Here is a 21,196-nt window from a genome sequence, read left to right on the forward strand (position 1 = left end):
AGGAACGGGCTACGACTCAACAAAACTCGAAGTGTTAAGCGCGTTTGACTACTGCCGACAGAACAACCTTTAGACGGCCACAAGTTATCGGCCATTCGTAAATTGCTGGTAAACCGCACCCCATTCCAGAGTGCGGTCCGGGTTATCATTGCGATTGCTCAGCCGTAATGCGCAACCGGAGTGCCAGCGATGGCAGCCATATTCAGCAAGCCGCGCGCGGTGATCGACGGCGTTACAATATGAGCTTTGTTGCCCATGCCCATCAGAATGGGGCCAACTTCGATTCCATCAGCTTTCATCTTAAGGATATTGCGCACCCCGCTGGCAGCGTCCGCATGAGCGAAGATCAGCACATTTGCTGCGCCTTCAAGACGCGAAGCCGGGAAAATGCGCGCCCGAAGGTCTCCGTCCAAAGCGGCATCCAGGTTCATTTCACCCTCGTACACGAAATCACGCGGCTGTTGATCCAGAATGTTCAGCGCCGCACGCAGCCGTTTGCCGGACCCTTCGGCTTGATTGCCGAATTGGGATTGCGAACAGAATGCAATTTTGGGCTCGATCCCGAACCGGCGCACGTGCCGTGCCGCACCAATGGTGGTTTCGGCCAGCTCTTCAGGGGTGGGCAATTGACGAACATGGGTGTCGGCAATGAACAGGGGCCCGTCTTCCAAAATCATCAGGGACAACGCACCATGCGGACGCAGGTCGCCATCGTCCAAAACCTGTTCGACATAATTCAGGTGCCAGCGATACTCGCCGAATGTACCGCAGATCAGACTGTCCGCTTCACCGCGATGCACCATAATGGCGCCGATCGCGGTGGTGTTGGTGCGCATGATTGCCTTGGCCAGATCCGGTGTCACGCCGCGGCGCTGCATGATCTGATGGTACGAGTTCCAGTAATCGTAATAGCGCGGATCGTTTTCCGGGTTTACGATCTGGCAATCCGTTCCAGGGCGTATTGTCAGGCCCAGCTTTTCACAGCGCGCTTCGATCACTTCCGGGCGTCCGATCAGGATTGGTGTCTCTGTTGTCTCTTCCAGGATGGCTTGTGAGGCGCGCAGCACGCGTTCATCCTCGCCTTCGGCAAAAACGATCCGGCGGGATGCGACCGCAGCGGCCTCGAACACAGGGCGCATCAGTAGGGCGGATTTGAAAACGGTCTGGTTCAGCTTTTCTTTGTATGCCTCAAAATCTTCGATTGGTCGTTTGGCGACACCGCTTTCCATGGCGGCCTTGGCTACGGATGATGAAACGACCCCAACCAAACGAGGGTCGAAAGGTTTGGGGATCAGGTAATCCGGGCCAAAAGTCAGTTGTTCACCTTTATAAGCGGCCGCGGCTTCTGCGCTTGTTGTCGCGCGTGCCATTTCCGCGATGCCGTCAACGCAGGCGATCTGCATCTCATCATTGATCTCGGTCGCGCCCACATCCAGCGCGCCTCGGAAGATAAAGGGAAAACACAGTACATTGTTGACTTGATTTGGAAAATCGCTGCGACCCGTGGCTATGATCGCGTCTGGGGCAACGTCGCGCGCGGCCTGTGGCAGGATTTCCGGCGTCGGGTTGGCCAACGCAAAAATTATCGGACGGCTGGCCATTTTTGCAACCATCTCGGGTTTAAGGACATTCGGACCGCTGAGGCCGAGAAACAGGTCTGCTTCTCCGATGACCTCATCCAATGTCCGCAGATCCGAGTTCTGGGCGAACTGGGATTTCTGCGGGTTCATATCCTCGGCGCGGCCTTCATAGACAAGCCCATGAATGTCGCATAACCAGATGTTCTCGCGCTTGACACCCAGTTTCACCAGCATGTTCAGGCAGGCAATCCCCGCAGCTCCACCTCCGGTCGAGACAACCTTAATGGTGTCAAAGGACTTTCCGGCCACGTGCAGGGCGTTTTTGGCAGCGGCCCCAACGACAATGGCGGTCCCATGCTGGTCGTCATGGAACACAGGAATGTTCATGCGCTCACGGCAGAGCTTTTCGACGATGAAACAATCGGGGGCCTTGATGTCTTCCAGGTTGATTGCGCCAAATGTTGGTTCAAGCGCGCAGACGATATCCGCCAGTTTTTCAGGGTCTGGTTGGTCGACTTCGATATCAAAGCAATCGATGCCTGCGAATTTTTTGAACAGGACGGCCTTGCCCTCCATCACCGGCTTGGACGCAAGCGCCCCGATATTGCCCAGCCCCAGAACCGCTGTGCCATTGGACACCACCGCGACCAGATTGCCGCGCGCAGTGTACCGTTCTGCATTTGCTGCATCTGCCTTGATCTCAAGGCTGGCCTCGGCCACGCCGGGCGAGTAGGCGCGGGCCAGATCGCGCCCGTTGGCCATCGGCTTGGTCGCCTTGATCTCAAGCTTTCCGGGTTTGGGATGGGCATGATAATCAAGCGAAGCCTGTCGCAGGCTAGGGGTGTCGGACATCGGCGTTTCTTCTCCCTGAAAAATTTAATTTAACCTTAAACTATTTCTTTTGGCTTGGCTACGTTGCGTCACTTCGGCGAGTTGTCGCAACCGTGAAGTGTATAAAGCTTGATTTTTGTCACAAAACATTTACGTCTAGGCAACTTTGCAACCCATAACACCACTCAGGCAAGAACAAGCAGTTATGACAATCAAGTTTAATGAGCAGGTCGGTGGCCTGTCCTACGGCTTTATGTCGCGTGCCCAGTATGCTCGGCTGGCGCTGTGGGGTTCAGCGTTGTTGGCGGGTGCTCTGGTCAGCGTTATTCTTGTGTGGCCCGAGTTCGCGGCGAAGTTCAACCACGAAGGCGGCCCGATAGAAACAGTCTCGGCCGCAGGTTTGTTTGTCGCGGGTCTTGCGGCGCTGTGGCGGTACCGGGGCGTGACCCGTGCCTATATCGGCCTCACATGCCTTTTGCTTGCTGAGCGAGAGTTAGAGGCTGACATCTATTCCGAAGGAAGTCTGCCATTTGCGATCCTTCATGGGTTGGACGTGTTTCTGGATATCGTATGGGTCAGGGTTGCGCTGATCCTGTTGGTGCTGGGCGGTGCGATCTGGCACGGCATTCCAACAGGGTGGCGTGCGTTCAAGCAACGCAACCTGTCATTGATTGTGTTCGTTGCGGCGGGATGCGCGGCCGTGATTGCTCAGCTGTTGGAAGAATTTGTCGGGCTGTACAGCGGTGCCTTGTCTGACCTCATGCAAGTGCGGCTTTTTGTTCTGGAAGAAACGCTCGAGATGTTCTTTTCGATTGGCCTTTTGGCCTCTGTTCTGATCGGATGGCCGAAAACACAATCCAACGGAACGCCCCATGACCAAGACAGCCGAGCCATCGCAGACATACGCTGAATTTCGCCTGCCCACGCAAGAGCTGCGTGACGACATCCCCTTTTACACAAAGACGTTGGGGATGAAGATGGACATGATCTATCCCGCAGACGATCCGCGCATTGCGGTGTTCTCAGGGCATGGTTTGCGGTTGCGCATCGAAAAGGATGCACCTGAAAGCGCCGGAACGCTGCGTATTCTGACCGATGACCCAGAAGGTTTCGCCAACGGTGAACGGGTTCTTGTTGCGCCAAACGGGACCCGTGTCGAAATCGAAGAGCGTAACCCGCCGCTTGTGATGCCTGAAACGGTTCATTCCTTTGTGGTGCGCAGGCTAAAGGATCAGGCTCCTTGGATCATCGGGCGCGCCGGAATGCATTACCGCGATCTGGTGCCGGATCGGCTCGGCGGTTCAATCATCGCAAGCCATATTCGTATTCCAGACGGCGGCCCCGTGCCTGACATGGTGCATTTTCACAAGGTTGGGTTTCAACTGATCTTTTGCATCCACGGTTGGGTCGATGTGGTCTATGAAGACCAGGGCGAAAAGATGCGGCTGACGGCTGGCGATTGCTTTATCCAACCACCGGAAATTCGCCATCGCGTGCTGGAAGCATCCGACAATGTTCAGGTCATCGAGATCGGTGTGCCGGCAGAACATGTCACGGAAATCGACCATGACATGCAGCTCCCAACCCCGCATTTTCGTCCCGATCGGGAATGGCAGGGGCAACGCTTTGTCTACAATCAGGCGAAGGATGCCGAATGGGTGCCGTTCCGTTTGCCAGGTTACATCTGCCGCGACACAACGATTGCCGAAAACACTAAGGGGGTCGCCGGGGTTCAGGTCGTGCGCAAAGGGCAGGGTGAACCGGAATGGGCCAGCCATGACACCGATATCCATTTCACCTTCGTGATGGACGGCCAAGTTGCGCTGGAAGGCGAAGGTCGCGAACCCTACCGGCTGGAACAAGGGGATGCTTTTGTCATTCCACCGGGCATGCGTACGCGTTTGTCCGCACCATCGGATGATATGGAATTGCTGGAAGTCACCTTGCCCGGTACCTTCAACACAACACTGGGGTGACTGAAAAACAAGGTAAGGGGGCTTCTATTCCCCCGCCTTTTTCCGGTAGGGTCCAATTTTCTGACCAGATGATCAAAAATGAGGAATCGCCATGTCGCTGAAAGACGCTGCCTTGTCCGTCCGGGAAAACGCCTATGCGCCTTATTCGAACTTCAAGGTAGGCGCGGCGCTGCGGTCTTCCTCGGGTCAGATTTATTCTGGTTGCAATGTCGAGAACGTCGCATACCCTGAAGGCACCTGTGCCGAGGCCGGTGCGATTGCCGCGATGGTTGCCGCAGGCGAACAGCACCTCACTGAGGTCTATGTGGTCGCCTCGAGCCCGCAACCCGTGCCGCCTTGCGGTGGTTGCCGACAGAAACTGGCCGAGTTCGGCAAGCGTGATGTGAAAGTCACTTTGGCAACCGTGGATGGTGCCGAGTTCGAAACCACCATCGGAGAATTGCTGCCTGGCGCGTTTGATGCCTCTCATATGGAAGATGTCTGACGCATGGATGCCCGTTCGATCATTGCAAAGCTGCGCAGGCTTGAGGTGCCGGGGCGCGAAGAATTGATCTGGTTTGCACAGGGGCTGGCCGATGGCAGTGTCAGCGACGCGCAGGCCGGGGCCTTTGCCATGGCCGTCTGCATGGGCGGTTTGGGCCCGCAGGGGCGCGCGGATTTGACAGTCGCGATGCGCGACAGCGGTGATGTGCTTACTTGGGATGTCGACGGGCCGGTGATCGATAAACACTCGACCGGCGGAGTCGGGGATAGCGTTAGCCTTGTACTTGCTCCGGCGCTGGCGGAATGCGGGGCATATGTTCCAATGATCTCGGGCCGTGGGTTGGGACACACTGGAGGCACGCTGGACAAGCTTGAGGCGATACCAGGTGTCAGCACACAGATCGGGCGGGATCGCCTTGCGCAGATCTTGCGCGATACCGGTGCGGCCATTGTGGGTGCAACGGGGCAGATCGCACCGGCGGACAAGCGCCTATATGCGGTGCGTGATGTAACCGCGACTGTCGAAAGTTTGGACCTGATCACGGCTTCGATCCTTTCCAAAAAATTGGCGGCCAGCCCGGACGCACTGGTTCTTGACGTCAAGGTCGGCAGCGGTGCCTTCATGAAAACGATGGAAGATGCTCAAAAGCTTGCCACAGCATTGACCGAGACTGCAAACGCGGCGGGGTGCCGGACGTCGGCGGTGATTACGGATATGAACCAGCCACTGGCCCCCGCGTTGGGCAATGCCTTGGAAATTGCAGAAGTTATGAAGGTCCTGACCGGATCGCAATCTTCACCGTTGGCAGACATCTCTGCCGAGCTCGGAGGGGTATTGTTGACGGATGCCGGAATGTGCGGGTCGGTCGCGGAAGGACGCGAACAGATCGCCGCAGTCATCCGGGACGGGCGCGCCGCAGAACGGTTTGGTCGCATGATGGCTGCGGTCGGCGGCCCCGTACAGTTTGTCGAAACCTGGGCCCGGTTCCTGCCAGAGGCCAACGTCATCCAAGAGGTTCCCGCCCCCAGGGATGGTTACGTCTCGGCCATCGACGGAGAAGCGCTGGGTCTTGCCGTGGTGGCGCTGGGCGGTGGTCGTCAGGTCGAAAGCGACCAGATCGATCCAGCGGTTGGGATCTCTGGTATTCTCCGGCTGGGGGATCGTGTATCCAAAGGGGCACCCATCGCTGTAATCCATTCAGCACGGGAGGACGCCGCGCTTCGGGCTGCAAAAAGCGTTCTCAGCGCTATTACGATCAGCGATACACCTCCATCGGTTCCTGATCTGGTTCGCGAAAGGATCAGCGTATGACCCGCGCGTTCCTTGTTGTCATGGATTCCGTCGGTATAGGCGGGGCACCTGATGCCAGTCAGTTCTTCAATGGCAGTATTCCGGACACAGGGGCTAATACTCTGGCCCACATCGCACAGGCTTGTGCCGAGGGGCGGGCAGAAGGCGGGCGATCAGGCAATTTGACCTTGCCGCATCTTGACGCATTGGGTCTGGGTGCGGCTGTGCGCTTGGCGTCCGGGGACGAAATTCCGGGGTTGGGCGCAGAACCCACCGGCCTGTGGGGCTGCGCGCGCGAGCATTCGCCCGGCAAGGACACGCCCTCGGGCCATTGGGAACTGGCAGGCCTGCCAGTGCCGTGGGACTGGCATTATTTTCCAGACACGGTTCCAGCCTTTCCAGCGGACCTGAGCCGTGCCGCGGCTGAAGCGGCAGGGACCGAAGGCGTCCTTGGGGATTGTCACGCTTCGGGCACTGCGATCATCGCCGAGTTGGGTGCCGAGCACATGCGGACCGGTTGGCCGATCTGCTACACCTCTGCCGACAGCGTGTTTCAAATCGCTACCCACGAAGAAAGCTTCGGGCTAGACCGGCTGCTGGACATGTGCCGCACGCTCGCGCCGCGATTGCATGAGATGAAAGTGGGTCGTGTTATTGCGCGCCCCTTTATCGGCACGCCAGAGACTGGCTTTGAACGCACGACCAATCGCAGGGATTTCGCTATTTTGCCGCCCGCACCAGTGCTGACCAATTGGGCACAGGATGCGGGACGGAAGGTGCACGCCGTGGGCAAGATCGGCGACATCTTTTCGATGCAGGGCATCGACACGCTGCGCAAAGGATCTGATGCCGAATTGATGCAGCACCTGTCTGATCTCGTGGACGAGGCGGAAGACGGCAGTCTGACCTTCGCCAATTTCGTAGAATTCGACAGTTTGTATGGCCATCGCCGCGACATCAGCGGTTATGCCCGCGCGCTTGAATGGTTCGACCGGGAAATCGGGAAGATTCTGGCGAAACTCCGCCCTGGAGACCTGTTGCTGCTGACCGCCGATCATGGCAATGACCCCAGCTGGACCGGAACGGATCACACGCGTGAACAGGTGCCGGTTCTGATTGCAGGGCAGGGCGCGGGGAAGATCGGACAAGTGGATTTTGCCGATGTCGCCGCCAGCATTGCTCATCACCTGAACATTCCGGCGCAAGGGCCGGGTAGGAACTTTTTATGAACGTCGCCGACCTTCCAAAAATCGAACTGCACCTGCATCACGAAGGCGCAGCGCCTCCGGCATTCATCCGTCAACTCGCGCATGAAAAGCGCGTGGACCTGGGCGGTATCTTCAAGTCGGACGGATCTTATGATTTCCGCGACTTCGCGCATTTCCTGAGCGTGTACGAGGCCGCTTGCGAAGTTTTGAAAACGCCCGAAGATTTTCGACGGCTCACTTTGGCCATTCTGGAAGAAAGCGCCGAGAATGGTGTGGTTTATTCCGAGACTTTTCTCAGCCCGGATTTCTGCGGTGGCGGCGATCTGCACGCGTGGTGCGATTATCTGAACGCCATCCAGGATGCCGCAGACGAGGCCGAGCGCAAGTTTGACATTACGCTGAGGGGCGTGATCACCTGCGTGCGCCATTTCGGCCCCGAACAGGCCAAGCGCAGCGCCCAATGTGCAGCTGAGACCGCTGGCGACTGGATCACCGGGTTCGGTATGGGCGGGAACGAATCCATCGGTGCGCAAGGTGATTTCAAATGGGCCTTCGATTGTGCGCGCGAAGCCGGTCTGCGTCTGACCACACATGCGGGTGAGTTCGGTGGCCCTGACAGCGTGCGCGATGCCATCCGTGATCTGGGGGTCGAACGCATCGGTCACGGCGTTCGCGCCATCGAAGACCCCGACCTTGTTCGCGAATTGGTGGATCGGGACATCACTCTTGAAGTCTGCCCAGGGTCGAATGTGGTTCTGGGCCTTTTCCCGGATTTTGCAGCGCATCCGATCGCACGCTTACGCGACGCAGGCGTAAAGGTCACGGTGTCCACAGACGACCCTCCGTTCTTTCACACGACCATGCGGCGGGAGTATGAGATGTTGAACGCAGCTTTCGGCTGGGAGGCCGAGGATTTTGCGACACTGAATGAGATGGCCCTGAACGCGGCCTTCTGCGATGAAGATACCCGTACGCGGGTCAAGAAAAGACTGGAGACATCATGAGCGAACACCTGACCGTCGTCGATCACCCGTTGGTTCAACACAAACTGACGCTCATGCGAGACAAGGGCACCTCAACGGCTGAGTTTCGGCAGTTGCTGCGCGAAATTACGCTTTTGCTGGCTTACGAGGTCACGCGCGAAATCCCGTTGACCACGCGCCATATCGAAACGCCGATGGAAGAGATGGACGCCCCGATCCTAGCGGGCAAGAAGATGGCTTTGGTGTCAATCCTGCGCGCAGGAAATGGGATGTTGGATGGGGTTTTGGAACTTGTGCCCTCCGCGCGCGTTGGCTTTGTCGGGCTGTATCGCGACGAAGAAACCCTGAAGCCCGTACAGTACTATTTCAAGGCACCCGAAGGCCTGAAAGACCGTTTGGTCATTGCCGTGGATCCGATGTTGGCCACCGGCAACAGTTCGGCCGCTGCCATTGATCTGCTGAAAGAGGCGGGCGCAACGGATATCCGCTTCCTTTGCCTGCTGGCGGCACCCGAAGGTGTGGCGCGAATGAAAGAAGCGCACCCGGATGTGCATATTGTCACCGCTGCACTGGACCGCGAGTTGAACTCGAAAGGCTATATCATGCCGGGCCTGGGCGATGCGGGCGACCGCATGTTCGGCACCAAATAAGCCTGATTATTCGCCGCAAATGTTCTGAAGTCGGACCCAGTCGCGGTCCGGCAAAACTTGTTCAAGGGTGCGACCCGCCATCGGGTCCGCCTCGATCAGTCCCAAGACAGTTTCACCTGTTATATCTCGGGCATATGCATAAGGCGTCGAGGGCAGGGCGGCTTGTGCAAAGACCGCCAAAAGCTGGTCATCCAAAAGCGAAGGCCGAGGGTCTGATACAACTTGTTCGGTGTAGTTGTCGATGATGGCAGGCGTCAGTCCGCCGGTTGTCAGCAAACGGAAGGCCGAAGATGCACCGGTTCGATCCAGAAGATCATCAAGCGGGTCCGTCTGTTCCATGCGGGCGCGTTCCGCGATGACATAACCCGCGGCGACGGCAGGGTCTTCATAGTCTTCCACCAACGATTTGTTCAACACAACCGTGCCGCCGGGAAGGCTCAGACTGTCCTGTACGCCTGCAGGCAGGATAATGATCTGGCGTACACCAGTCCGCTTGGCCAGCCGATCCAGCGTCCCCTGCGCATCCACCGAAGAACAGGCGCGCCCTGAGACACGTTCGATCCTGTGCAGTATGGTCTCACCGATTTCCTGCCGTTTTACCTGAGGAACGACGGAAACGACGTGGCTCTGCAATGCGCCGGGCAACCAAAACAGCAGCAGGGCCAATACAGCGACAACAACGCCCCCGACACTCAACCACCGCAGACGACCGGGGTGCGGGCGCGCGCGATCAATGGCGCGTTGCAAGCGGTCAATGGCGTCCAGCATAGTGGTTTCGGTTTCCGCCAGTTCCAGCGTTTCGTCCGGGTCGCCGTCGGGGTTGAAAACGGCCGGAAAAGACCCTGGGTTCTGTCGTTCCAGTGCAGCCAAAGACCAATGGGTCAAGGCCCTGTCATTGAAGTCGGAAATCGTCAGAGTGGCTTCACCGATCGATACCACAACCTCTCGCCGCTGTTCATCGGGCGAAGGGCGCCACAGACCGGTGGCTTCGATCCGCTGGTACTTTTTCAGGGCCGTCATCTTGATGGGGTCTGCTCAGAATTGTTTTGCTACAGCTTAGCATGGTGCATTCGTTAGGCGCAAACCTGTTGCGCAGCTAAAGCAAAATGTGCTGGATACCCGACAAGAAAAAGTCCCAGAACTTTGATCGCAATCGAGGCACTTACATGCAGGATCATTCAACAACTTCGCCGGTTTTGGCTTCGGGTTTGATGATTGGCTCCATGGCGATCATTGGCGTGATCGACAATGTGGTGGTGCTGTTGGCCGAAACGGTTGGCTTGTGGCAGTTCCACCTGACCCGTGCCTTGCTGATGTTTCCATTGATCGTCGGTCTTTCTGTTGTGGGTTTGGGTCGGCTGCGCCCACGCCGTTGGAGACCCGTCATTTTACGTAGTGTTTTGATGACGGTCGCCATGCTGTGCTATTTTGCATCTTTGGCGATGATGCCCATTGCGCAAGCGTTGGCAGGATTGTTCACGTCGCCGATCTTCGTGCTGTTGATTTCATCTCTGGCGCTCAGGCAGACGATTGGCCCCTGGCGCATTCTGGCCGTTCTGATGGGCTTCACCGGTATTTTGTTGGTGCTGCAGCCAAACCCGAGCGACTTTGATACGCGGACGCTGTTGCCGGTTGTGGCCGGTTTTTTCTATGCGTTGGGCTCGATCCTGACACGCACACATTGCTCGTCAGAAAGCACGGTGGCCATGTTGGCGGCCATGGTTATCACATTGGGCACAGCCGGAGCGATCGGCGCCATGGCTTTCACGCTTTCCCCTTTTGACACTCCTGACGGACCGGAAGGCTTTGTCACGCGGGGCTGGGTTTGGGCATTCGGACCTGCGATGCTTTGGATCGGTATCCAGGCCGTTGGTTCGACGGTCGCGGTCTTCATGTTGATCAAGGCGTATCAGGTGGGTGAGCCATCTTATGTGGCTGTCTTCGAGTATTCAGTCATGATCTTTGGCCCGCTTTTTGCTTTTGTAGCACTTGGGCAGTCCATCGGCGTCATGCAAGTTTCGGGCATTGCCTTGATCGCATTGGCGGGCGCATTGTTGGGATGGCGGGCTAAACGCTCTTCCTCCTTGCAAGAGATGGCCTAACGCTCACAAAGGGCCGAATGGCGAGGATTCGCCACAGCCCGCACGGGTCTTTCGTTTCAGAAATGGCAAAAAAGCTCGAATTTACGGAGTGAATGTTTACAAAAATACAAGGGGATGGGGCAAATATTGCTCAAATCAGGCGCAATTATGTCTGAAATAAGACAGCCTTCATTTTTTGGTGCTAGCTATTGGGCATAACCAATTTGTGCCAAAGGGGGTTCGGCACGTGTCTGAGGTTACGAGTATTTCTGTTTATCTAAATCAATCGCCCGAGTTTGAGCCAATCAATCCAAGTCACGCGATGAACGCGCGCCGTGGCGGATTTTTGCAGGGCACGAAGATTGCCACCACCAGTGGCTGGAAGCCAGTCGAACGGATCGCTGTAGGTGATCTGGTTCGAACACTCGACCACGGTTTCAAAGAGGTGCGCCGCATCTCGACCAGTACCGTGGTCATTCCAGCAGATGAGCGGCGCGCTGAATATCTGCCGATCTTTGTACCGGCCCGTGCTGCCTTTAACGGGCGACCAGTTTGGTTGATGCCTGAACAAGGTATGGCACTTAGCTTGTCCAAGATTGATGAAGGGGCCGAAGGAATTTCGGTGGTGCCCGCACGTGTTCTGAATGGGGCTGGGCGCATGATGTCTCAAGCTCCGGGATCATCTTTTGAAGTCAGTTCGCTGTTCTTTGACGAGGATCAGGTGATCTTTGTCGAAGGGGGCTTGCAAGCGTTTTGCCCTTCGGGTCGCTTTTCGATGCGGGGGACAGCCCAAGTACAAGCATACAAGGTCGTGGACGAGACTGCCGCAGAAGACCTTGTCAATTCGATTGCTATCAAGGGCGACATGTCGGCCCTAGCAAACCCATTGGGTGCACTGCCTGCGCCCATTCCGCAGGACCCGATATTTCCGATCCGCCCGCCATCTGGGGTCAGGCGGCCTGGTCGACCGGGGCGCCCGAACGCGCCGGTTCTGTTCCTGCGGCCCGAATGGCAGATCTAACCAAACACTGACAAGAACGATGCAGGCGCGTGGTTTCACGCGCCTGCATCATTGTTTCAAGCGGCTTTTGCTTCGGGATTGAAGCGGCCATAGAAGCTCTGACCTTTTTCGGCCATTTCACGCAGCAGCGGCGGGCAGGTGAAGCGCTCGCCGTAGGTTGCGGCCAGTTGATCGCACCGCTCGGCCGCATAGGGTGTGCCGATGATGTCCAGCCAGCTGAGCGGGCCACCGGACCAAGGCGCAAAACCCCAGCCTAGAATAGCACCCACGTCACCTTCACGGATGTCTTCCAGAACGCCTTCTTCCAGCGCGCGCACCGCTTCTAGCACCTGCGCGAACATCAGGCGTTCCTGGACTTCGATCAGGTCAGGCTGCTCGGCGGCCAGCGGGTACTTGTCTTGCAGACCCTTCCAATATTCGACGCGCTTGCCCTTGTCGTCATAGTCGAAGAAACCCGCATTGGCCTTGCGACCCAGTCGGCCCTGTTCCTCCATCCAGAAGATCAGATCGTCCGAGGGGCTTTCGGGATAGGCATCGCCCATGGCCGTCTTGGTGGCGCGGGCAATCTTGGCGCCCAGATCAATCGAAGTTTCATCAGTCAGTTGGATCGGCCCAACTGGGAAGCCAAGCTGACGCGCGGCGTTGTCGATCAGAATCGGGCTGACGCCCTCGGTGATCATGCGCGCACCTTCGTTGATATAGGGGATGATGCAGCGGTTGGCATAGAAGAAGCGCGCATCGTTGACCACGATCGGCGTCTTGCGAATCTGGCGCACATAGTCCAGCGCCTTCGCTACCGCGCGATCACCGGTTTCCTTGCCCTTAATGATTTCGACCAGGAACATCTTCTCAACCGGCGAGAAGAAGTGGATGCCGATGAACTGTTCGGGCCGCACCGAGGCTTTCGCCAGATCTGTGATCGGCAGCGTCGAAGTGTTCGAGGCAAAGATGCAATCCTCGGGGATGATGGCCTCTACCTTCTTGGTCATCTCGGCTTTCACACCGGGGTCTTCGAACACGGCTTCGATAATCAGATCGCAGCCTTTCAGATGTTCCAGATCGGGGGTCGCGGTGATGCGGGCCAGCAGGGCTTCTTTCTTCTCAGCCGTGGCTTTGCCGCTCTTGATGCCCTTGTCCATATAGCTTTCGCTATACGCCTTGCCCTTGTCGGCGGCTGCCTGATCACGGTCGATCAATACGACCTCCATCCCGGCCTGAGCGGAAACCAGAGCGATACCGGCACCCATCATGCCCGCGCCCAGAACGCCGACCTTTTTAACGCGCTGATCTGGTACATCCTTGGGACGCACAGCGCCTTTCTCCAACGCTTCCTTGTTCAGGAACAGCGACCGGATCATGGCCGACGAAGACGGGTTCATCAGGACATTGGTGAACCACCGCGCCTCGATCTTCAGGGCGGTGTCGAAGTCAACCAATGCGCCTTCATAGATCGAGCTCAGCAGAGCTTTGGCCGCCGGGAACGCACCCTGCGTCTTGCCGTTCACCATCGCGCTTGCACCCACGAAGGTCATGAAGCCAGCAGGGTGGTAAGGTGCGCCGCCGGGCATCTTGTAGCCTTTCGCGTCCCAAGGCTTTACCAAATCGGCATCCTTGGCGTTCAGAACCCATTCCTTGGCTGCGGCAACCGGATCATCAGAAACTGCGTCGATCAGTTGCGCACCCTTGGCTTTCTTCGGGTCCATCATCTTGCCTTCCAGCAGCACCGGAGCGGCAGCCATCGCACCAACCATGCGGCTGTAGCGCATGGTTCCGCCGCCACCTGGGAAGATACCCAGCAGAATTTCGGGCAGACCGATCTTGGATTTCGGGTTGTCGGTCATAACGCGGTGATGGCAGGCAAGGGCGATCTCGGTCCCGATCCCGGCGCATGTGCCGTTGATTGCGCAGGCAATAGGCTTGCCGCCCTTCTTGGTCTTGGGGTCCATACCTGCCAGTTCCAGCTTGCGCAGAATGTGGTGGCCACCCATGACGAAATCGAACAGCGCTTGCGCCGGTTCTTCACCCGCCTCCTGGCGAATGGTGGCCAGCGTATTCAGGTCCATGCCGCCTGCAAACGAACCCTCTTTGCCCGAAGTGATGACGATCCCCTTGATCTCAACATCGTTCAGGGCCTGATCGATCAGTTGGCTGACCTCCTGAAACGCCTCGCGGGTCAGCACGTTCATGGATTTGCCCTGGGCGTCCCAGGTCACGAATGCGACGCCGTCCGCGTCTTTGCTCAGAGTGAAATCAGTCATTGTCATCTCCAATCTGGTCAGCCGTCAGCGGGCTGCCGTCTTTCCGGGTAAAGGTGTTCCCTTCATCCTTCACCATCATGTCTAAGTCGCTGTAAAAACAGGTCTCGGTCGGGGTCCGAGTGCCCACCACCAGAAAGGTCGCAGGCGCATCGGTTTTGTTCACAAGGTGATGGCCGTTGGCTTCACCAGCGGGCCAGGCGGCGCAATCACCGGGCTGCATCTCATGCTCTCCATCGTCGTCGATCAGCACGCATGTACCGCTGAGCATGATGGCAAACTCGTCCTGCTCCATGTGGTAATGACGCAGCGAGGACAGAGCTTGTGGCTCAAGCCGCACGATGTTGACCCCGAACTGGGTCAGCCCACCCGCATCTCCAACGCCCTTTTTGAAACGGCCTCCGACCGCCTCAGCCAGCTTGCCAGGATAGGACGAGCCACCCTTGAACGGGATCTGAGAGAGATCCAGCTTAGGCATCAGATCCGCTCGATAATCGTTGCTGCACCCATGCCGGACGCGATACAAAGCGTGGCCAGACCGGTTTCCTTGTCCTGACGCTCAAGCTCATCCAGCAGTGTGCCGATGATCATCGCGCCGGTTGCACCCAACGGGTGACCCATCGCGATCGAGCCGCCGTTCACGTTCACAAGGGCCGGATCGACGTCGAATGCCTGCTGGAACCGCAGCACGACCGAGGCAAATGCTTCGTTCACTTCGAACAGGTCCAGATCGCCGATCTTCATGCCATTGTCGGCCAGGATCTTTTCGGTCACCGGAACCGGGCCGGTCAGCATGATGGTCGGATCGGTGCCGATCTTGGCGGTTGCCTTGATACGGGCGCGCGGCTTGAGGCCGTATTTTCCACCGAACTCTTTGTTGCCGATCAGAACGGCCGCCGCGCCGTCCACGATGCCCGAACTGTTGCCCGCGTGGTGGATATGGTTGATCCGTTCCAGATGCGGGTACTTGATCATCGCCACCTTGTCGAAGCCGGGCATCTGCTCGCCCATCATCTGGAAGGACGGGTTAAGCGCGCCGAGGCTCTGCATGTCAGTACCGGGGCGCATGTATTCGTCGCGATCGAGAATGGTCAGGCCGTTCTGGTCAGTCACCTTGATGACAGATTTCTCAAACCGGTTGTCTTCCCAGGCCTCTGCCGCACGCCGTTGCGATTCAACGGCCAGCGCGTCTGCGTCGTCGCGGCTAAAGCCATACTCAGTAGCGATTATATCCGCTGAAATACCCTGCGGAACGAAATAGGTCTCCATCGCCAGCGAAGGATCAACTGCAATCGCCGCGCCGTCGCTGCCCATAGCCACACGGCCCATCATCTCAACACCGCCAGCGATATAAGCTTCGCCAGCGCCGCCTTTGACTTGGTTCGCCGCCAGGTTCACGGCTTCCATGCCTGAGGCGCAGAAGCGGTTGATCGCCAGTCCTGGGATCGACTGATCCAGGTCCGAGGCCAGAACCGCCGAGCGGGCCAAACAGCCGCCTTGTTCCATCACTTGCGTGACGTTGCCCCAGATCACGTCCTCGACGGCGTGGCCTTCAAGGTTATTGCGTTCTTTCATCGCGTTCAGGGTCAGGGCGGACAGGCGCACCGAGGTAACCTCGTGCAGGCTGCCATCCTTGCGGCCCTTGCCGCGCGGGGTGCGCAGGGCGTCATAAATGTAAGCTTCGGTCATGGGTCTTCTCCTTAAGCTCGATCCGACGGGTTGCCGGGCATCAGGTCATAGGGGTGTTTCCAGCCGGGCTGCTCGGATAACCGGGTCAGCCAGGCGTCGATATGGGGCCAGTCGGCGCGGTCAAAGCCGAATGGTTCGGGATAGTAAAGGTAGCCGCAGCAGCTGAGATCGGCGTTCGTAACGCCGTCACCGACGATCCAGTCGCGACCGTCCAAATGGGCGTTCAAAACTTGGTAAGCTGCCTTCAGGCGCCCCTGGTTAAAAGCAATTACGTCCGGGTTTCGGTGCTGTTCGGGCAGGAAATTGATCAGGAACCGCGTCAGCCCGGCCATTGAACTGAGCTTGTGGTTGTCCCACAAAACCCAGCGCAGGATGTCGTAGTTCTCATCCCGATCCTTGCCGCCGAATCTACCGGACTTCTCGGTCACGTAAGCCTGAATGGCACCGGACTGGCTGGTCCGAAAATCACCGTCGATCAGTACAGGCGCTTCGCCCATCTCATTCACTTCGGCGCGAAACTCCGGGGTGCGCGTCGCACCGTTGAAAAAGTCGACAAAGACCGGTTCCCAGTCCAACCCGGACATTTCAAGAGCGAGTGCGGCCTTGTAGCTATTTCCGCTTTCTCCGAAGCAATGCAGCTTTATGGTCATTCAATCGCCCCTCCCGTGGCGTTTGTGGATCGGTCGGTAGTTCCGTATTTGAAACGAGAAGAAGGGCAGGTTTACACTTTTCTCGTAACGGTTTCTTAAGGTTAATGCGGTTTCGTCCTCTTGCGGTACAGGCTGCCGAGCCGATGACCGTACGAGGAGAAGCCCCGCCGTCCCGGCTGAGTGCCACCTAGTGAGATCAGTTCCCGGATGGCGGGGTGGACGCGCATCCATATCTTCTTCTTGTTCCAAATACGGCCGCCGGAGGCGGAGTGATCGGTTGGCTTGTGTGTGCCATAGGCTTGGCGTTCCGACGTCACCGCTTTCGCGCTTCAAGTTCAGAGTTGAAAATCCGCAAGCGATGGGTCAGGTTTTCCTCATCAATCACGCTGTTGAAATTTTCGAACAGAAAAGACAGTGCTTCACCTTCGTCCAAACCGGCCTCACGCGCGAAGGCTTTGAGTTTGCGATATCCGTCTTCCGTCATGGCGACGGGAAAACGGCGGGTCAGGCGAAAGCGTTTTGGCATCTTTTCTCCTCCGGGTGCGGGCTCGGGCAGCTTTGCCCGAGCCAAGATTGAGATCAGAAATTCGCTGCGTCCAGTGCCATGACCGTGTCCGCGCCTGTCCGGATGCGCGCAAGGTGCATCGCCGTCGCAGGCAAGCGTCGAGCCATGTAGAAGCGGCCGGTGTTAATCTTGGTTTCGTAGAACTCTTTGTCCGACGCACCTCGGTCCAGCGCATCCTGTGCGGCTTTTGCCATTTGCGCCCACATCAGGCCCAGGCAGACATGACCGAACATGTGCATGAAGTCGTACGAACCTGACAGCGCGTTGTTCTGGTTCTTCATACCTTCCTGCATGAAGTACATGCCAGCGGCTTGCAGGTCCTTGGATGCAGCTTTCAGCGGTTCGATGAAGGCCTTGTCATATGCTTCGTCCTTGCCACCGTTTTCCTTGCAGAATGTTTTGACCATCTCAAAGAATGCCATGACGTGCTTGCCGCCATCCTGCGCTAGTTTGCGGCCGACAAGGTCAAGCGCCTGAACGCCATTCGCGCCTTCGTAGATCATCGCGATACGGGCGTCGCGGGTATATTGCGACATGCCCCATTCTTCAATGTAGCCATGGCCGCCATAGACCTGTTGAGCTTGTACGGTCATGTCATAGCCCTGATCCGTCAGGAAACCCTTGATGACCGGGGTCAGCAGCGAGATCAGACCATCCGCGTCCTTGTCACCCGCGCGGTGCGCTTTGTCGAGCATCGTCGCGCCCCACAGGATGAACGCCCGCGCCCCTTCGGTAAAGCTTTTCTGGTCCATCAGGTTACGGCGGATGTCAGGGTGTACGATCAACGGATCGGCAGGACCGTCCGGGTTCTTCACGCCGGTTACGTCGCGACCTTGCAGGCGGTCCTTGGCGTACTCCAGGGCATTCTGGTACGCGGCCTCGGCCTGTGCCAGACCTTGCATCCCCACACCAAGACGCGCTTCGTTCATCATGGTGAACATGGCGCGCATGCCTTTGTGTTCTTCGCCCAAAAGCCAACCGGTGGCCTCGTCATAGTTCATGACGCAGGTCGAGTTGCCGTGGATGCCCATTTTCTCTTCGATCTTGCCGACAGAGACGCCGTTACGCTCACCCGGTGTGCCGTCTTCGTTGACAATGAACTTTGGCACGATAAACAGCGACACGCCCTTGATGCCCTCGGGGCCGCCGGGAATCTTGGCCAGCACCAGATGGACGATGTTGTCGGCCATGTCATGGTCGCCGGACGAGATGAAAATCTTCTGCCCCGAGATCTTGTAGCTGCCATCGCCCTGTGGTTCGGCCTTGGTGCGCATCAGGCCCAGATCGGTGCCGCAATGCGGCTCGGTCAGGTTCATGGTGCCGGTCCATTCACAGCTGACCATGTTTGGCAGGTACTTGTTCTTCTGTTCGTCAGTCCCGTGCGCCAGGATGGCCGAGGCCGCGCCATGGGTCAGGCCCTGATACATGGTGAATGCCTGGTTGGAGCCTGAGAACATCTCGCCGACGGCGGTGCCAATTACATAAGGCATGTTCTGGCCGCCATATTCGTCCGGCATGTCGAGGCCAGTCCAGCCACCTTCCTTCATTTGCTCGAAGGCGTCTTTGAAACCGGTAGGAGTGTACACAATACCGTTTTCCAACCGGCATCCTTCTGTGTCACCCACGACATTCAGCGGATGCAGGACGTTGGTGGCAACCTTGCCAGCCTCTTCCAGAACCGCGCCGGTAAATTCGGCTTCCAATTCGTTATAGCCGGGCACATCCGACTGCGAGATTTTCAGAACGTCATGCAGGATGAACTGCGTGTCTTTGGTTGGCGCGTTGTAAACGGGCATGTGAAGCTCCCTTAATTCATATGTCCGGATGGCGGGTCGAGGTTATTCGGCCGCCTTCTTTTCCTGTTTCATCGAGGCGATAACCTTCTCGCCCCAGCGCAACTGCTCTTTCAGATCGTCGATGGCTTGCGTCAGTTCGCGGCGGCGTTCTTCCATGTCGGCCAGGCGTTCTAACGCGATTTCATAGGTGCGGGTCATCTGAGTGACTTGCTGGTCGCCCACATGGTACAGATCCAGAAGTTGGCGGATTTCTTCCAGGCTGAAGCCAAAGCGTTTGCCACGTAGAATCAGTTTCAGCCGCGCCCGGTCACGCTTGGTGAACAGACGTTTTTGGCCTTCGCGGATCGGGAACAAAAGTTCCTTGGCCTCGTAAAACCGCAATGTGCGTGGTGTGACATCATAGGTCTCGCACATCTCGCGGATTGTCATCACATCTTCGGTCATTCGTCATACTCTCGTCACTGGCGTCATGAAACATGAGTTGCGCAGTTGCTTTGCGCTTTACAACACGTGAGTGACGTTTACGTAATTCAGACGCTGCGTCATTTCAAAGTTGACGTAACATCCGAACGCGTAAACGCTGATTGATGAAATTTTCTTTCCCTAAGGTCACGCGAAAACCCAGCCTTTTGCGTGTGTGAAAGTTGTTCTCACACGCATGAGGTGTGCTGAGCCGCGCTGACTTGGCGAAGCAGACTTAAGAATGCGGGGGGTTATTCCAGAGACTTTGCCGTCTGATCGCGCAGACGCTTCAGCTCATCCATCGCTTCGTCCAGTTGCTGGCGCTGCTGTTCAAGCTCGCTCATCTGACGATCAGCCATTTCGACAAATGTGGCCATTTGCGCCGCGTTGCCCTGATCTTCATAGATCAACAGCCATTGGCGAATCTCTTCCAGTGGGAAGCCAAACTTACGGCCACGCATGATCAGCTTCATCCGGGCGCATTCCCGCGCACCGTAAAAGCGGGACCGACCTTCGCGGTCCGGCTGCAAAAGTTCGATGTATTCGTAATAGCGCAGGGTGCGCGGCGTTACGTCGAACTCGGCACACATCTCTTTGAATGACAAACGATTGTTGGACATTCCTGATCTCCTCGCCAGCAACCTAGGCGGTCCCGATCCCAAGCGCAACAGGTGGGCTTGCCCTTTGCCGATGCAGCGGCTCATAAAGGGGGCGCAGAGAACAGGACAGATAACGATGGTCGACAAGACAGTTTTAGCCCGCCAGTTTATCGAGGCGATCCCTCATGCGCGGGCTTTGAACCTGACGCTGACCCATATCGGCGAGGGTGAGGCAGAGATTACCCTGCCATACAACGAGGACCTGATCGGAGATCCGCGCACCGGCGTGATCCATGGTGGGGCGATCTCGACCATCTTGGATACATGCTGCGGCGCTGCTGTCATGAGCCACCCTTCCGCGCCCGGCGGGACAGCAACTATCGACCTCCGGATCGACTACATGCGTGCGGCAAAGCCAGGTCAGACCATTACCGCCAGCGCGACCTGCTATCACATCACGCGGAACGTTGCCTTTGTTCGGGCCACTGCAGTGGATAACGACAAGGACTTACCGGTGGCGACTGCGGCCGGCTCTTTCACGGTTGAGGGGAAGTAACATGGCAAGACCGCGTCCAGAACCCGTGCAGGTGGTCAAGCAAAGGCGTGATGCGGCATTGCGCGCGTTGGTTGATGGTGTTCCTTACATCCGTTTTCTCAACATCGGCTTCGACCGACGCGGTGATGAATTGACCGGTGTTCTGCACTTTGATGACAAGCTGATTGGCAATCCGTTTCTGCCTGCGATTCACGGCGGCGTGACAGCTGCGTTTCTCGAAGTGACAGCCGTCATCACGCTTAGCTGGGAACACATGTTCCCAAGCATAGAAAGCGGAGAGATAGACGCCGAAGCCATCGTGACGGACAAGAGCATTCGCTTTCCCAAGACAATCGACTTTACCGTTGACTACCTACGCTCAGGCTTGCCACGCGATGCCTATGCGCGGGCCTTTATCAGCCGATCCGGTCGGCGCTATGCCTCGGTCCGGGTTGAAGCCTGGCAGGACAACCATGCAAAACTTTTTGCGCAAGCGTCCGGGCATTTCCTGATGCCTCAACCTCCCAGAGATAAGGGCTGA

Annotated in this window: 21 protein-coding genes; 11 read left to right on the forward strand and 10 right to left on the reverse strand. The window is 57.4% G+C overall.

The genetic code is table 11. The features are described 5' to 3' along the window. Nucleotides 1–158: 158 nt before the first annotated feature. Nucleotides 159–2,432, reverse strand: a complete 2,274-nt coding sequence (locus tag GOV89_RS11240) for an NADP-dependent malic enzyme (protein WP_171177583.1) — start codon at nt 2,430–2,432, stop codon at nt 159–161. Nucleotides 2,433–2,616: 184 nt separating this feature from the next. Here GOV89_RS11240 and GOV89_RS11245 point away from each other — a divergent pair, with 184 nt between their 5' ends. From GOV89_RS11245 to upp, 7 genes are all read left to right on the forward strand, one after another. Continuing rightward, nucleotides 2,617–3,321, forward strand: coding sequence for a hypothetical protein (locus GOV89_RS11245; protein ID WP_171238225.1), 705 nt, complete (start codon nt 2,617–2,619; stop codon nt 3,319–3,321). Beyond that, entirely contained in the window at nt 3,284–4,387 is a 1,104-nt protein-coding gene (locus GOV89_RS11250; RefSeq protein ID WP_171238226.1) for a cupin domain-containing protein, read from the forward strand. Before GOV89_RS11245 ends, GOV89_RS11250 begins: the two co-directional genes overlap by 38 nt. 91 nt (nt 4,388–4,478) lie before the next feature. Beyond that, nucleotides 4,479–4,871, forward strand: a complete 393-nt coding sequence (locus tag GOV89_RS11255) for a cytidine deaminase (RefSeq protein WP_171238227.1) — start codon at nt 4,479–4,481, stop codon at nt 4,869–4,871. 3 nt (nt 4,872–4,874) lie between these two features. Beyond that, nucleotides 4,875–6,182, forward strand: coding sequence for a thymidine phosphorylase (locus tag GOV89_RS11260; RefSeq protein WP_171238228.1), 1,308 nt, complete (start codon nt 4,875–4,877; stop codon nt 6,180–6,182). Further along, on the forward strand, nt 6,179–7,390 hold the full coding sequence (locus GOV89_RS11265) for a phosphopentomutase (RefSeq protein ID WP_171238229.1): 1,212 nt from the start codon (nt 6,179–6,181) through the stop codon (nt 7,388–7,390). Before GOV89_RS11260 ends, GOV89_RS11265 begins: the two co-directional genes overlap by 4 nt. Next, nucleotides 7,387–8,373 carry an adenosine deaminase gene (locus GOV89_RS11270; protein WP_171177571.1) on the forward strand — a complete coding sequence of 329 codons (987 nt, stop codon included), beginning with the start codon at nt 7,387–7,389 and terminating at the stop codon, nt 8,371–8,373. Before GOV89_RS11265 ends, GOV89_RS11270 begins: the two co-directional genes overlap by 4 nt. Continuing rightward, nucleotides 8,370–9,002, forward strand: a complete 633-nt coding sequence (upp, locus tag GOV89_RS11275) for a uracil phosphoribosyltransferase (protein ID WP_171177569.1) — start codon at nt 8,370–8,372, stop codon at nt 9,000–9,002. The genes GOV89_RS11270 and upp overlap by 4 nt, the downstream gene beginning before the upstream one ends. Nucleotides 9,003–9,008: 6 nt before the next feature. On the opposite strand, the gene GOV89_RS11280 is transcribed toward upp, so the two are convergent. After that, the gene (locus GOV89_RS11280) at nt 9,009–10,022 is read right to left on the reverse strand and encodes a hypothetical protein (RefSeq protein WP_171238230.1); all 1,014 of its coding nucleotides are present in this window, start codon (nt 10,020–10,022) and stop codon (nt 9,009–9,011) included. Nucleotides 10,023–10,168: 146 nt separating this feature from the next. Between GOV89_RS11280 and GOV89_RS11285 the strand changes: the two genes are divergently transcribed. Both GOV89_RS11285 and GOV89_RS11290 read left to right on the forward strand, forming a co-directional pair. Then, nucleotides 10,169–11,104 (forward strand): DMT family transporter, encoded by a 936-nt coding sequence (locus tag GOV89_RS11285; protein ID WP_171238231.1) that lies wholly within the window; start codon nt 10,169–10,171, stop codon nt 11,102–11,104. A gap of 226 nt (nt 11,105–11,330) precedes the next feature. Beyond that, entirely contained in the window at nt 11,331–12,104 is a 774-nt protein-coding gene (locus tag GOV89_RS11290; RefSeq protein ID WP_348540071.1) for a Hint domain-containing protein, read from the forward strand. Nucleotides 12,105–12,160: 56 nt separating this feature from the next. On the opposite strand, the gene GOV89_RS11295 is transcribed toward GOV89_RS11290, so the two are convergent. From GOV89_RS11295 to GOV89_RS11330, 8 genes are all read right to left on the reverse strand, one after another. Then, complete coding sequence (locus tag GOV89_RS11295) at nt 12,161–14,362, reverse strand: 3-hydroxyacyl-CoA dehydrogenase NAD-binding domain-containing protein (RefSeq protein ID WP_171238232.1); 2,202 nt, start codon at nt 14,360–14,362, stop codon at nt 12,161–12,163. After that, a complete protein-coding gene (locus GOV89_RS11300) occupies nt 14,355–14,837 on the reverse strand; it encodes a cupin domain-containing protein (protein ID WP_171238233.1) in 483 nt (160 codons plus the stop codon). The genes GOV89_RS11295 and GOV89_RS11300 overlap by 8 nt, the downstream gene beginning before the upstream one ends. Continuing rightward, a complete protein-coding gene (locus tag GOV89_RS11305) occupies nt 14,837–16,048 on the reverse strand; it encodes an acetyl-CoA C-acetyltransferase (RefSeq protein ID WP_171238234.1) in 1,212 nt (403 codons plus the stop codon). The genes GOV89_RS11300 and GOV89_RS11305 overlap by 1 nt, the downstream gene beginning before the upstream one ends. Before the next feature lie 11 nt (nt 16,049–16,059). Beyond that, on the reverse strand, nt 16,060–16,698 hold the full coding sequence (locus GOV89_RS11310) for a glutathione S-transferase family protein (RefSeq protein ID WP_171238235.1): 639 nt from the start codon (nt 16,696–16,698) through the stop codon (nt 16,060–16,062). 313 nt (nt 16,699–17,011) lie between these two features. Then, complete coding sequence (locus GOV89_RS11315; protein WP_171091078.1) at nt 17,012–17,224, reverse strand: hypothetical protein; 213 nt, start codon at nt 17,222–17,224, stop codon at nt 17,012–17,014. A gap of 53 nt (nt 17,225–17,277) precedes the next feature. Further along, nucleotides 17,278–19,059 carry an acyl-CoA dehydrogenase C-terminal domain-containing protein gene (locus GOV89_RS11320; protein WP_171238236.1) on the reverse strand — a complete coding sequence of 594 codons (1,782 nt, stop codon included), beginning with the start codon at nt 19,057–19,059 and terminating at the stop codon, nt 17,278–17,280. A 42-nt stretch (nt 19,060–19,101) separates the two neighbouring features. Next, nucleotides 19,102–19,503 (reverse strand): MerR family DNA-binding transcriptional regulator, encoded by a 402-nt coding sequence (locus tag GOV89_RS11325; RefSeq protein ID WP_171091075.1) that lies wholly within the window; start codon nt 19,501–19,503, stop codon nt 19,102–19,104. A gap of 269 nt (nt 19,504–19,772) precedes the next feature. Next, nucleotides 19,773–20,141 carry a MerR family DNA-binding transcriptional regulator gene (locus tag GOV89_RS11330; RefSeq protein WP_171177553.1) on the reverse strand — a complete coding sequence of 123 codons (369 nt, stop codon included), beginning with the start codon at nt 20,139–20,141 and terminating at the stop codon, nt 19,773–19,775. A gap of 115 nt (nt 20,142–20,256) precedes the next feature. On the opposite strand from GOV89_RS11330, the gene GOV89_RS11335 reads away from it, so the two are divergent. Both GOV89_RS11335 and GOV89_RS11340 read left to right on the forward strand, forming a co-directional pair. After that, nucleotides 20,257–20,676 (forward strand): PaaI family thioesterase, encoded by a 420-nt coding sequence (locus tag GOV89_RS11335; RefSeq protein WP_171177551.1) that lies wholly within the window; start codon nt 20,257–20,259, stop codon nt 20,674–20,676. A 1-nt stretch (nt 20,677) separates the two neighbouring features. Then, complete coding sequence (locus GOV89_RS11340) at nt 20,678–21,196, forward strand: PaaI family thioesterase (RefSeq protein ID WP_171177549.1); 519 nt, start codon at nt 20,678–20,680, stop codon at nt 21,194–21,196.

Source organism: Ruegeria sp. HKCCA5763 (genome assembly GCF_013034545.1).
GTDB lineage: Bacteria > Pseudomonadota > Alphaproteobacteria > Rhodobacterales > Rhodobacteraceae > Ruegeria.